Annotated in this window: 11 protein-coding genes and 1 pseudogene; 4 read left to right on the forward strand and 8 right to left on the reverse strand. The window is 73.8% G+C overall.

Features of this window, described 5'->3' with window-relative positions; genetic code table 11:
• Positions 1-121 precede the first annotated feature (121 nt).
• The 3 genes from cofD to QOZ86_RS06375 are packed head-to-tail and all read left to right on the forward strand — an operon-like array spanning position 122 to position 2,770.
• Positions 122-1,069: a 2-phospho-L-lactate transferase gene (gene cofD / locus QOZ86_RS06365; RefSeq protein ID WP_284491127.1), complete on the forward strand. Its 948-nt coding sequence runs from the start codon at positions 122-124 to the stop codon at positions 1,067-1,069.
• A complete protein-coding gene (locus tag QOZ86_RS06370; protein WP_284491128.1) occupies positions 1,062-2,120 on the forward strand; it encodes a coenzyme F420-0:L-glutamate ligase in 1,059 nt (352 codons plus the stop codon). Before cofD ends, QOZ86_RS06370 begins: the two co-directional genes overlap by 8 nt.
• A gap of 44 nt (positions 2,121-2,164) precedes the next feature.
• Entirely contained in the window at positions 2,165-2,770 is a 606-nt protein-coding gene (locus QOZ86_RS06375) for a dTDP-4-dehydrorhamnose 3,5-epimerase family protein (protein ID WP_284491129.1), read from the forward strand.
• A 4-nt stretch (positions 2,771-2,774) separates the two neighbouring features.
• Here QOZ86_RS06375 and QOZ86_RS06380 read toward each other — a convergent pair whose 3' ends face one another.
• From QOZ86_RS06380 to QOZ86_RS06405, 6 genes and pseudogenes are all read right to left on the reverse strand, one after another.
• Complete coding sequence (locus tag QOZ86_RS06380; protein WP_284491130.1) at positions 2,775-3,662, reverse strand: DNA-3-methyladenine glycosylase family protein; 888 nt, start codon at positions 3,660-3,662, stop codon at positions 2,775-2,777.
• A gap of 76 nt (positions 3,663-3,738) precedes the next feature.
• Complete coding sequence (locus QOZ86_RS06385) at positions 3,739-4,509, reverse strand: SDR family NAD(P)-dependent oxidoreductase (protein WP_284491131.1); 771 nt, start codon at positions 4,507-4,509, stop codon at positions 3,739-3,741.
• A gap of 9 nt (positions 4,510-4,518) precedes the next feature.
• A pseudogene (locus tag QOZ86_RS06390) lies at positions 4,519-5,819 on the reverse strand (acyltransferase family protein).
• An 84-nt stretch (positions 5,820-5,903) separates the two neighbouring features.
• Positions 5,904-7,004, reverse strand: a complete 1,101-nt coding sequence (locus QOZ86_RS06395) for a mannose-1-phosphate guanylyltransferase (RefSeq protein WP_284491132.1) — start codon at positions 7,002-7,004, stop codon at positions 5,904-5,906.
• 1 nt (position 7,005) lies between these two features.
• Positions 7,006-7,941 carry a glycosyltransferase family 2 protein gene (locus QOZ86_RS06400; RefSeq protein ID WP_284491133.1) on the reverse strand — a complete coding sequence of 312 codons (936 nt, stop codon included), beginning with the start codon at positions 7,939-7,941 and terminating at the stop codon, positions 7,006-7,008.
• Between the two features lie 61 nt (positions 7,942-8,002).
• Positions 8,003-9,118: a glycosyltransferase family 4 protein gene (locus tag QOZ86_RS06405; protein WP_284491134.1), complete on the reverse strand. Its 1,116-nt coding sequence runs from the start codon at positions 9,116-9,118 to the stop codon at positions 8,003-8,005.
• Between the two features lie 301 nt (positions 9,119-9,419).
• Here QOZ86_RS06405 and QOZ86_RS06410 point away from each other — a divergent pair, with 301 nt between their 5' ends.
• Positions 9,420-11,042 carry a DUF2142 domain-containing protein gene (locus tag QOZ86_RS06410; protein WP_284491135.1) on the forward strand — a complete coding sequence of 541 codons (1,623 nt, stop codon included), beginning with the start codon at positions 9,420-9,422 and terminating at the stop codon, positions 11,040-11,042.
• Here QOZ86_RS06410 and QOZ86_RS06415 read toward each other — a convergent pair.
• Both QOZ86_RS06415 and QOZ86_RS06420 read right to left on the reverse strand, forming a co-directional pair.
• Positions 10,970-11,377: a DUF2304 domain-containing protein gene (locus tag QOZ86_RS06415; protein WP_284491136.1), complete on the reverse strand. Its 408-nt coding sequence runs from the start codon at positions 11,375-11,377 to the stop codon at positions 10,970-10,972. The genes QOZ86_RS06410 and QOZ86_RS06415 overlap by 73 nt on opposite strands.
• Positions 11,374-12,114: a glycosyltransferase family 2 protein gene (locus tag QOZ86_RS06420; RefSeq protein ID WP_284491137.1), complete on the reverse strand. Its 741-nt coding sequence runs from the start codon at positions 12,112-12,114 to the stop codon at positions 11,374-11,376. Before QOZ86_RS06420 ends, QOZ86_RS06415 begins: the two co-directional genes overlap by 4 nt.
• Between the last annotated feature and the right edge of the window lie 59 nt (positions 12,115-12,173).

Raw genomic sequence — 12,173 nt, forward strand, 5'->3', positions numbered from 1 at the left:
CCCGGTGTAAGCGACACGCCACACCAGCCCCATGCGCACCAGGGCCTTCGTCACATCTCGTGGCCGCCCTCGACACGCCCGGCGAACAGTCGACAACTGCTCATCGGGCACCATTCGTTTCGTGCAGATCGTCGTGCTCGCAGGTGGGACCGGAGGGGCTCGATTCCTGCGCGGGGTGCGCGCGGCGTCCCCCGAGGCGGAGATCACGGCCGTGGTCAACACCGGTGACGACGTGACGCTGCACGGGCTGCGGATCTGCCCGGACCTCGACACGGTCGTCTACACCCTCGGCGGCGGCATCGACGAGGAGCGCGGCTGGGGCCGGGCCGGGGAGAGCTGGACGGTCAAGGACGAGCTGGCCGCCTACGGCGCCGACCCCTCGTGGTTCGGCCTGGGCGACCGCGACCTGGCCACGCACCTGGTCCGCACCCGGATGCTCGACGCCGGCTACCCCCTCTCCGCCGTCACCGCCGCGCTGGCCGACCGGTGGCAGCCGGGGATCACCGTGCTGCCGATGAGCGACGAGCGTGTCGAGACCCACGTGGTCGTCACCGATCCCGAGGACGGCCGCCGGCGCGCCATCCACTTCCAGGAGTGGTGGGTGCGGCACCGCGCCGGGCTCGACCCCTCGGCCTTCGTGCAGGTCGGCGTGGAGCAGGCCCGCCCCGCTCCCGGCGTTACCGAGGCGTTCGCGGCGGCCGACGCCGTCCTGCTGGCACCGTCGAACCCGGTGGTGTCCATCGGGACGATCCTGGGCGTGCCCGGGCTGCGGGACGCGCTGCTCGCCTCCCCCGCCCGGATCGTGGGCGTCTCCCCCATCGTCGGCGGCGCGGTCGTGCGCGGCATGGCCGACCGGTGCCTGCCCGTGCTCGGCATCGAGGTCAGCGCCGAGGGCGTCGGCCGGCACTACGGCCCCCGCGCCGAGGGCGGGCTGCTCGACGCCTGGCTGGTGGCCGAGGACGACGCGGCGGACGTCCCGGGGGTGGACGTGCAACGGGTGCCGCTGCTCATGTCCTCCCCCGAGGCCACCACCGCGATGGCCCGCACCGCGCTCGACGCCTGTGCCTGAGCTCCCGGCCGGGATCAGCGTCCTGCCCGTCACCGGGCTGCCCGAGTTCGGTCCCGGTGACGACCTGGCCGCGGCCGTGGCGTCCACCGCGTCCTGGCTGGCCGACGGCGACGTCGTCGTCGTCACCTCGAAGGTGGTCTCCAAGGTCGAGGGCCGCCTGGTGCGGATCGAGCCCGGCACCGACCGGGAGGTCGCCCGCCAGCGGGCGATCGACGGCGAGACGGTGCGCACGGTGGCCCGCCGGGGCCCGCTGAAGATCGTGCAGACCCCGCAGGGTTGGGTGGTGGCCGCGGCCGGCATCGACGCCTCCAACGTCGCCTCCGACTCCCTCGTCCTCCTCCCCGAGGACGGCGACGCCTCCGCCCGCCGGCTGCGCGCCCGGCTGCGGGAGCTGGCCGGCGTGGACGTCGCCGTGGTCGTCAGCGACACGTTCGGGCGCACCTGGCGGGAGGGCCTCACCGACGTCGCGGTCGGCTCCGCGGGGATCACGGCCTTGGACGACCACCGCGGCGCGGTGGACGCGCACGGCAACCGGCTGGAGACCACCCGGGTGGCGGTGGTCGACGAGCTGGCGTCGGCGGCCGACCTGGTCAAGGGCAAGCTGGCCGGCGTCCCGGTGGCGGTCGTGCGCGGCCTGCCGCTGCAGCGCCCCGACGGCGACGCCGACGAGGGCACCCGTCCGCTGGTGCGCCTGCCCGCCGACGACCTCTTCCCCTACGGGACCCGCGACCTCGTGGGCTCCCGGGCGCCCGCCGCCGACCTCGCCCCCCGCGCGGGCGGCGCGGCGGCCGCCGCGGCGGCGTTCCGGGTGGCCAGCGCCGCCCTGCCGGAGTTCCCGGTGGTGCTCCGCCACGGCGGCGAGGACGACGACGTCGTCGACGTGCACCTCCCCGACGCGGTGACCACCACGAGCGCCCTCAACCTCGGGGCCCTGGTCGGCGTCGCCCTGGTCCAGCTGCACGCCGAGGGCTGGGCCACCCGCTGGGAGCCGGTGGCCACCGCCGGTGGCACCTCACTCGTCGGGCGGCTCTGGGTGGGCACGTCCCACTGAGCCTCGTCGGGCACCCGGAAGAGCCTTCTCGGTAGGTTCCAGGCATGGAGATCCGCGAACTCGCCGTCCCGGACAGCTACGCGCTCGACCTCGTGCCGCACGGTGACTCGCGGGGGCGTTTCACCGAGTGGTACCGCGCCGACGTGCTCGCCGGAGCCACCGGTTTCGGCCTCACCCTCGCCCAGGCCAACCACAGCGTCTCCGCCCGCGGCGTGCTGCGGGGCGTCCACTTCGCGCTCGTACCGCCGGGTCAGGCCAAGTACGTGTACTGCCCGGCCGGCAAGGTGCTCGACGTGGTCGTCGACATCCGCGTCGGTTCTCCCACCTTCGGGGTGCACGACTCCGTCCTGCTCGACAGCGAGCAGCCGCGGGCCGTCTACCTCGCCGAGGGCCTCGGCCACGCGTTCGTGTCCCTCGCCGACCACAGTTCGGTCACCTACCTGGTGTCCTCCGGCTACTCGCCCGGCCGCGAGTTCGGGATCAACCCGATGGACCCCGACCTCGGGCTGCCGTGGCCGAGCGACATGGACTTCGAGTTCTCGGCGAAGGACCAGGCGGCACCGACTCTCGCCGAGGCCCGCGAGCAGGGACTGCTGCCCACGATGGAGCAGTGCGCCGCGCGGTACGCGCAGCTGCGCGCCGGCGGATGAGCGGTCAGATCGCGCGGTAGTCGGTCGGGGCGAACCGCGGCCCTCGCCGGGGGCGGCGCGACCCGCCGGCCAGGATCAGCCGGACCACCCGCTGGCGGTGGCCCCGCCATGGCTCGAGCAGTGCCAGCATGCCGGCGTCGTCGGTGGTCCGGCGGCCGGTCAGCGCGAAGCCGACGATGTTCTTGAGGTGGTAGTCCCCCACGCTGACCGCGTCGGGATCTCCGTAGACCCGCTGCACCACCTCGGCCGCCGTCCAGACCCCGATGCCGGGGATGGAGCACAGCCGGCGCTGCAGCGTCGCCGAGTCGATGCCCTCGTCGGGCTCCAGTCGGTGCGCCACGGTCGCCGCCGCGCGCAGGGCGCGGCGACGGGCGCCGTCCAGACCGCACCGGTGCCACTCCCAGTCGGTCACCTCCAGGACGCGCTGCGCCGACGGCACCACCCGCATGCCTTCGGGCGCGGGGCCGGGGGCGGGCTCGCCCGCCAGCCGCAGCAGCTGCCGCCACACGCGGTATGCCTCGGCGACGGTCACCTTCTGCTCCAGGACGGCGGGCACGAGCGCGTCCCAGGTGCGGCCGGTGCCGCCCAGCCGCAGCCAGCGGCTGCTGCGGTGCAGTTCCGCGATCACCGGATGATCGCCGGGGTCGAAGCCGTCGGGACGGTCGTCCGCCCCGAGAGCTCGGGGGACGGCGGCCCCGGCCCACTCGGCCCCCGGGCCCCAGGCGGAGATCTGCACGCGGCCCCCCGACACGGTGATCCGCACCGTGGCCGGGCCGTCAGGGGTGCTGGTCGTCCGCCAGACGCCGTCGGGGGCGGTCTGCATCGCGGGGTCGCCGGCGCCGCGCCAGTGCGGGGCGAGCGACCGGCCCAGGTCCAGCGGCCAGTCGGGCACCCAGGCCGTCGCGTAGTCGGCGACGGCCAGGGTGCCCGGTGTGGTGGTGCTGTTCAGGAGGTGCTCCGGGAAGAGATCAGCGGGGGGCCATGCGCAGCGCGCCGTCCATCCGGATGACCTCGCCGTTGAGGTAGCCGTGCTCGACGATGGCGAGGGCCAGCTGGGCGAAATCGTCGGGACGTCCGAGCCGTTTGGGGAAGGGTATGCCCAGCGACAGCGCCTCCCGCGCTTCCTCGGGGAGCGAGCCCAGCAGCGGCGTGTCCACCAGGCCCGGGGCGATGGTGCAGACGCGGACCCCGACGGTGGAGAGGTCGCGGGCCGCCGGCAGCGTCATGCCGACGATGCCGCCCTTGGACGCCGAGTAGGCGACCTGGCCGATCTGCCCGTCGTAGGCGGCGATCGAGGCGGTGTTGACCACCACGCCACGCTCGCCGTCCTCCTCGGGCTCGGTCGCCGCCATCGCCGCGGCCGCGAGGCGCAGCACGTTGAAGGTGCCGACCAGGTTGACGGTGACGGTGCGGGTGAAGGCGCCCAGGTCGTGCGGCTCCCCGTTCCGGCCGACCGTGCGCTGCGCCCAGCCGATGCCGGCGCAGTTGATCGCGATCCGCAGCGGGCGGTCCTTGGCGGTGGCCTCGGCGACCGCGGCCTGCACCGAGGCGTCGTCGGTCACGTCGGTGCGGACGAAGGTGGTGTGCCCGCCGAGCTCGGCGGCCAGCGCCTGCCCGCGGTCCTCCTGCAGATCGAGGATGGTCACGGCCGCGCCCCGAGCGGCCAGCGCGCGGGTGGTGGCCTCCCCGAGCCCGGAGGCCCCTCCGGTGACAACGGCGGCGACGTCGAAGCTCTTCACCGCCGCAGGTTAACGGCTGGGGAGCAGGCTGCCGTGGTCGACCGCCGGACGGGGGCGCCGGTCCACGAGGGTGATCTCGAGGTCTTCCCGCACCGCCGGCCGCGGCGCGGGAACCGGCACCCCGTCCCGGACGACGCGGCGGTCGACGGACCGGCCGCAGCGTCGCGAGAAGCGCTGGCAGGGCCCCTCGACGAACTCGTGGAAGAGAACCGCCAGCAGCACGCTCAGCGCACCGCCGACCAGCACGGTCACGGCGACACCGGCCACGCTCGGACCGACGACGGCCGACACCGAGACCACGACTGGCTCGTGCACGAGGTACAGCGAGAACGAGATGCGACCGGCCCACTGCAGGAACCGGCCGGAGAAGACACCGCTGACGCCGGGACAGCCCAGGACGACGAAGCAGAGCAGAGCGCCGCCCAGGGACACCATCGGTGGGGCGATCACCAGCCATGTCGCAGGAGACACGGCGAGGCCACGGAACACCCACTCCGCGAGCAGCAGGCCCGCGGCGACCACGGTCAGGAAGGACCAGACCAACGTGGGGTGAGCCGATCGTCGGACGCGCTGGCCCAGACGGTGCAACTCGGCACGGGACACGGCGAGCGCCGTGCCGACCAGGAAGATCGGGAGCCAGCGAGCCGGCGGGGAGTCGCTGAACTGGCCGACGAGGACCAGCGCCAGTGCGCCGGGAACCGTGACGATCAGGCGCGGCGGTACCCGACGTGCGACGAGCACGACGATCGGCAGCAGGATCGAGAACAGCACCTCGAAGCGCAGTGACCACAGGACGCTGTTGATCCATCCGGTGCCGTCCACGAGCAGGGCGTCGTGCGCCAGGTCCCACCCGGTCACCGGCACGTCGTGCATCCCGAACCACCAACTCGTGTCCGGGCCGGGTGTCCGAGGAACGGCTGCGACGATCAGGCCGGAGAGAACGACGGCCACGGCCACCGGCGGATACAACCGGAGGCGCGTCGCACGAAATAGCCGGCCCAGCTGCCCTTCCGCCGGCCGGACAGGTACGGCAGGACCAGCACCATCCCGCTGAGGACGAAGAACACGACCACGGCCTCCGAACCGGCCCACGCCAGGTGGAGGGGCGAGAAGGTCAGCAGCCAGGTCTTCGAGGTGAAGGTCGGGTCGTTGTACTGGTTGGCCAGAGCCGGCCACGTCAGCATGCCGTGGTGCACCACGACGACGACGGCGGCGATGCCCCGGAGTCCGTCGAGAGCGGCCAGCCGCGGCGGGACGCCGGCGGCGACGTCCTCCCCGGATCGTCGGCTGGCACCCAACCCGTTGGTCATGGGGCCATGCTGCGGCGGCCGCCGGCCGCGGACGAGGATCGTCGGGTCGACACGTGCCCAGCCGACGCGCCCGCCCCACGCGGCTCAGGAGTAGCGGGATCCGTGGATCTCCTCGGTCGCGGCGAGCAACTGCTTGACGCGCTCCGCGTCGCGGACCGGGCAGACCATGGTCACGTCGCGGGTGTGCACGACGACGCTGTCACGGACCCCTACCAGGGCCACCAGGTGCTCGGGGTCGTCGCTGAAGACGATGTTGCCCGATCCGTCGACCACGACCGCGAGGCCGCGGACGGTGTTGCCCGAGCCGTCGCGCTCGAGGGTGTGGGCGAGGGCGGGCCAGGAGCCCACGTCGAGCCAGTCGACGTCGAGGTCGGCCACCAGCACCCGACCGGGCTCGGCGGCGGCCGGCTCCAGGACGGCGTAGTCGACGCTGATCTTCGGCAAGGTCGGGAACACCTCGGCGAGGATCCGGTCACGGTCCGGTCCGGCCGGGGCGGCGACGACGCGGCCCAGGCCCACGGCGGACTCGGGGAGGTGATCGGCGAGGGCGTCGAGGACCGTCCGCGCCCGCCAGACGAACATGCCGGAGTTCCAGAGGTACTCACCGGACGCCACGTACGCCTCGGCGGTGGCGCGGTCGGGCTTCTCGCGGAAGGAGGCGGCCTCGGCGACGCCGGCCACCTCGGTGGGGGCGCCGCGCTGGACGTAGCCGAAGCCGGTGGCCGGCGAGGTGGGCGTGATGCCGAGGGTCACCAGCGAGCGGGGCCGCGCGGCGAGGGCGTCGTAGGCGGTCCCGAGGACGGCGGCGAACCGTTCCACGGGCCGGATCACGTGGTCGGCGCTGACGACGGCCAGCTCCGCGTCGGGGTCGACGTCGGCCACCAGCGCCGCGGTGAGCCCGACGGCGTTGGCGGTGTCCCGCGCAACCGGTTCCAGGATCAGGCGGTCGGCTCCCAGCTCCGGCAGGGCGGCGCGGACCTGCTCGCCGTACCGAGCAGCGGTGCAGACCCAGATCCGCTCGGTCGGCAGCACCGCCCGGAGCCGGGTGAAGGCCTCCGCCAGCAGGCTGTGCGCTCCAGCGGCGCCGTCGTCCACCACGTCGAGGAGCTGCTTGGGGCGGCCGGCACGGGAGACCGGCCACAGCCGCGTTCCGGAGCCGCCGGCCATGATCACCGCGTGACGCATGTCAGCCCTTCGGATCGTCGGGGTGCGCACCCGTGCCGAGCACGTCCGTCCGGGCCCGGGGCGCGGCACCCGCGGCGACGCGGGCGCTGACGTAGGCGCCCAGCATCCGGGCGCCCAGTCCCGCGCGCAGCGCCGCCCGCAGCGGGGCGTTCCGGCGGCCGGGGTACTGCCGCGACAGGTAGCGCAACGCACTCGTGTGGTGGGCCCGCTGCATCCGATGGGCGTCCCTGCGGGTGGCGTGACCACCCTCGTGGACGATGACGGCCGACGGGGCGTACACCTGCAACCAGCCGGCCCGCCCGAGGCGCGCGGCGAGGTCGACGTCCTCGAAGTACATGAAGTACCCGGGATCGAAGCCGCCGACGGACCAGAACGCCTCCAGGTCGACCAGGAAGCAGGAGCCGGACAGCCATCCGGCCGGCCGCTCCCGTGCGACCTCCCGCTCCCGCCGGTACCGGCCGGTCCAGGGGTTGCCCGGCCATGCCCAGCCGAGCAGGGCATGACCGACGCCGGTGGACAGCTGCGGCAGGTCACGGGCCGACGGGTAGAGCCGTCCCTCCGGCGTACGGATCGCCGGTCCCACGGTCGCCGCCCGGGGCCAGCGGGCCGCCACACGCAGCAGTTCGTCGACCGAGCCGGGATCGAACCGCACGTCGGGGTTGGCCACCAGCGCGTAGCCGGACGTCAGACCGGCCAGCCCCGCGTTCGCCGCCGCGCCGTAGCCGATGTTCCCGCCGGTGCGCAGCAGCCGGACGTGCCGGTACCGGGCGACGGCTCGTTCCGGCACCCCGTCGGTCGACCCGTTGTCGGCGAGGACGATCTCGACCGGCCGCGTCGTCGCCGCGGCGAGCGATTCGATGAAGCCGAACAGTGCGTTCCCGGGCGAGTAGGTCACCGCCACGACCCTGAGCGGCGCATCGGTACCGGCACTCTGCACGCCGCCGACCCTACGTCCCGCGCCGACCGACCTCCCCCCGCGGCAGGCGGGAGCGCCGGGTTCAGGACGAGAGCGCGTGGGCGTAGGTGCGCAGGTGCTGCTCGGCGCAGGCAGCCCAGGTGAACCGGGCGGCCCGGCGCAGTGCAGCGGCCGACAGCTCGGCCCGGCGCGCCGGCCGGTCGAGCAGGCCGCCCACTGTGCCGGCGATCCCCTCGACGGTGGGCTGCGTGTACTCGACCGCATCCCCGCCGATCTCCGGCAAGGCGAGCGACGTGGTCGTCACCACCGGCGCGCCGCAGGCCATCGCCTCCAGGACCGGCAGTCCGAAACCTTCGGCCGTGCTCGGGTAGGCCACCAGCTCCGCACCGCCCAGGAAGCCGGCGAGCTGGTCCAGTGGCAGGTAGCCGGGGAGCCGCACCTCCAGGTGGTCGGGCACCGCCGCGACGGCACGGTCGACCGTCGTGTCCCAGCCCCGGGCACCGGCGATGACCAGCGCAGGCGGGTCGGCCCGGTCCGACACCGCCCGGCACCACCCGGCAACGAGGGCCGGCACGTTCTTCCGCGGCTCGATCGTCCCGAGGAATGCCAGATAGCTGCCGGCCCGCAGGCCGAGCTCCTCCCGTGCCCGCCGGACGTCGGCCTCGGCGGGCAGGTGGAAGGTGGCGGGGTCCACGCCGTGATGGGCGACGTCGACCTGACCGGGCACGGCCCCTGCGACCCGGACCAGCTCCTCGAGCGTCGCCCGGGAGGGCACGATGCAACGCGCTGCGGCACGCAGGGACACCTTGGTCCACGACCGGAAGAACGTCCGCTTGACCGGCTGGTGGAGGTCGGGATGGGTGAAGAAGGTCGCGTCGTGCAAGGTGGTCACCACAGGGAGCGCGGTCCTCAGCGGCATCGTGTAGTGCGGCGAATGGATGAGGCGCGCACCGACACGGTCGGCGAGCCCGGCCAGACCGACCTGCTCCCAGGCAAGCCGCGCCGGACGCCGGGCGGCGGCGGCCGGAGCGGCGACCACCTGCGCCGAGGGCAGCAGCGTGCCGTAGTGGGCGACGTCGCTGTTCTGGCAGGCCACCGCCAGGTCGGCTCCCAGCTCGTGCAGGGCGGCCAGCAGTTGGTCGACGTAGCGACCGACCCCGCCGCGGTTGGCGGGGACGGCGGTGGCGTCGACCAGCACCCTGGCTCCTGCGCTCGCCCTCACGGGGCCACGACCGTCATGCGGCAACGATACGGAGCACCGGTCGGGGCCACTCGTCGCCGGACCGCCTGCGGCCGCGGCCCTGGGCGTCGTCCCGGCGCCGATCGGTCAAGGCTCCCGCCCCGCCACGGCGCCGCCGACGCCCCTGCCTGTCACCTCGACCCGCACCCCGCACGCTCTAGTCTGATGCGCGAGCATCGGCGCGACCCGGCCCGTCGCGCAGCGTCCCGAGCCTGATCGCCGTGTTCCCCGACCGCCCCCTCCCTTCGAGGAGTCCACCGTGCCTGCCCGCTCCCCGGCCACTCCCGAGTTCCGCCGATGGCTGGTGGCCTGGCTGTTCTTCACCGCTGTGGGGAGCCTCTGGGCGCTCGCGACACCCGTGATGGGAGTTCCCGACGAACCCGCGCACACGCTGTACGCGGCCGGGGCCGTGCGCGGCGAGGTGTGGGAGGAGACGTCGGGGCCCCAGACGCAGGTGACCGTGCCGGCCGGCTGGGCCAACGTCGACGAGGTACCGGCGTGCTACGCCTTCCAGCCGAACGTGACGCCGGCGTGCTCACCGGCGCTGACCGGCGCACCGGGATCGGCGGAGGTCTCGACCACCGCGGGGAGATATCCACCGGCGTACTACTTCTACGCCGGGCTGCCGACCCTGGTGACCGACGGCGCCCAGGCGGTCTACCTCATGCGCGGCCTCACGGCCGCCCTCGTGGGGGCCCTGCTGGCCTCGGGGTTCTGCAGCGTGCTGAGCCTGCCGCGCCGGCTGCTCCCGGTGCTCGGGTTCACCCTCGCCACGACCCCGATGCTGTTCTTCTTCGCCGGCGCGGTGAACCCTCAGGCCCCGGAGATCGCAGCGGCCATCTGCCTCTGGGCGTCCGGAGGTGTGCTGCTCCGCCGGCTCGCGGAGCATCCCGGCGAGGACCTGACCTGGGCCAACCCCCATCTGCGCCGCGTCATCGCGGCTGTCGCGACGCTCACGGTGATCCGCCCGCTGTCCCTGCTGTGGCTGGCCCTCATCGTGGGAACGCTGCTGGTCGTCTTCTCCCCCCGTACGACGGTGCCCCGCCTGCTGCGGTCGCGGGCGATCCTGACGGCTCTTCCCGTGCTCGTGCTCACCACCGGCTCCACGCTGGCCTGGATCCTGCTGCGGGACGCCCTGGGACAGCAGGACGTCACCACGTTCGCCGATCTCTCGGCACCGCAGGCGCTGGCCCGGTCGGTGGCCAAGCTCGACGACGAGTTCGCGCAGATGGTCGGGCACTTCGGCTGGCTCGACAGCCCGGCGCCGGGCTGGGCCGTCGTCGTCTGGACACTGGCGCTGGGGGCGCTGGCCGCGCTCGCGCTGCCGTTCCTGGGGCGGCTGCAGCGAATGGCGCTGGTCGCGGTCGCGGTGGCCGTCCTGGTGCTGCCCGTCGTGCTGGAGGTGACGAGCTACCGGGAGAGCGCCTTCGCGTGGCAGGGGCGCTACACCCTTCCCATCGCCGTCGGCGTGCCCATCCTGCTCGGCCTGATCCCGGGCGCGCACCACGGCAACCGGGAGGTGCGGGCAGCCCCGCCGGCCGGGACGGGGCACGCGACCGCCGTCATCGCCGGGGTGGTGAGCGTGCACGTCGTCTCGTTCGTCGGTGCGCTCAACCGCAACGTGCACGGCATCGACGGCTTTTGGGGGATCACCCCGGCGAGCTGGCAGCCGCCGTCGACGGCGTGGGTGCTCATCCCTGTCTTCGTGGCGGTCATCGGGGCGGGCGGCTGGTACGTCTGGCGGCTGGCGACGGCGGGTCCGGCCGTGTCCGCGGGGATCGGGTCCGGGCCGGACGGGGAGCGCCGCTCTCAGATGTCCCGGTCCACCGCGGCGGGGTCGACCGCCACCGGCGCGGCCGTGCCGGCGAAGCCGGTCTCCTGATCGTGCAACCGGCGGGCGGCGTCGGACATCGCCAGCGCCCTGGACAGCAGGACGACCTTGGCTTCGTGCTCACGGAACCGCACGCTCACACTGCCGACCAGGTAGATGATCACGAGGGCCAGGCCGTAGAGGATCAGGTCCGCGCCGCGGGCGATCCCGACGAAGTCGGCGATCACCTGCAGGATGTCGGGCTGCACCACGGCCACGACTCCCCCGACGAGGGTCAGGACAGCGACGATCTTGCGCCGCGCCTGGCCACGCAGGGAGTTCCGCGAGCGCAGCGCGAGGAGCACTGCGACGATGATCGCCGGGATCAGCAGCCACTGGATGATCACCTGCGACTCCACTGGCTGATGCGGTGGGCCGCGACCTCCGCGAGGATGTTGACGCTGTTGAGCAGCGGCTGGCCCTTCGACTGCGAGTACTCCGTGTACAGGATCGTCACCGGGAACTCGGTGACCCGGTAGTCGGAGCCGGTCAGGGCGCGCTCCAGCTGAGAGGCGTAGGCCATGCCCGAGTAGGTCAGTCGGATCTCCCTCGCCACGGACCGCTTGATGATCCGCAGTCCGTTGTGCGCGTCGGTGAGGCGAGTCTCCCCGCGCCGGTTCATCAGCGAGGTGGCGGCCTTCAGCAACCAGCGCCGCAGCCAGGGGATCTGGGTGTCCCCGCCCTCCAGGAACCGGGAGCCGATGACGACGTCGTAGCCCTGGCGGATGACCTCGACCATGCCCATCAGGTCCTTGACCTGGTGCTGGCCGTCTGCGTCGAAGCACCCGATGAACTCGGCGCCGGTGAAGGTCAGCGCCGCCTCGAGCCCGGTCTGCAGGGCGCCCCCGGCGCCGAGGTTGGCGGGATGGCTCACCCGGAAGGCCCCTGCGGCGTCGATCTCGGCCGCCGACGCATCCGTGCTGGCGTCGTCCACGGCGATCACGGCGAACCCCGCGTCGCGCAGCTCGCGGATGACCGACCCGACGACGGTCGCCTCGTTGAACACCCGCACGATGACGACGACATCGGCCAGCGCCGGGTCGCTGTCCAGGCCGGTCCCCGCACGTGCCGAGCGCATGTTCATCGCCGGCGATCCTAGCCGCCGGCCGGGCGCGCTCTGGCGCTCGTGGGACAGCTGCGCAC

The organism is Blastococcus capsensis (assembly GCF_030165005.1).
Lineage (GTDB): Bacteria > Actinomycetota > Actinomycetes > Mycobacteriales > Geodermatophilaceae > Blastococcus > Blastococcus capsensis.

What these genes read in the sequence shown, in the direction of transcription:
- QOZ86_RS06395 (WP_284491132.1), bottom strand. Translation starts at nt 7,004, where the DNA reads ATGCGTCACGCGGTGATCATGGCCGGCGGCTCCGGAACGCGGCTGTGG.
- QOZ86_RS06420 (WP_284491137.1), bottom strand. Translation starts at nt 12,114, where the DNA reads ATGAACATGCGCTCGGCACGTGCGGGGACCGGCCTGGACAGCGACCCG.
- QOZ86_RS06375 (WP_284491129.1), top strand. Translation starts at nt 2,165, where the DNA reads ATGGAGATCCGCGAACTCGCCGTCCCGGACAGCTACGCGCTCGACCTC.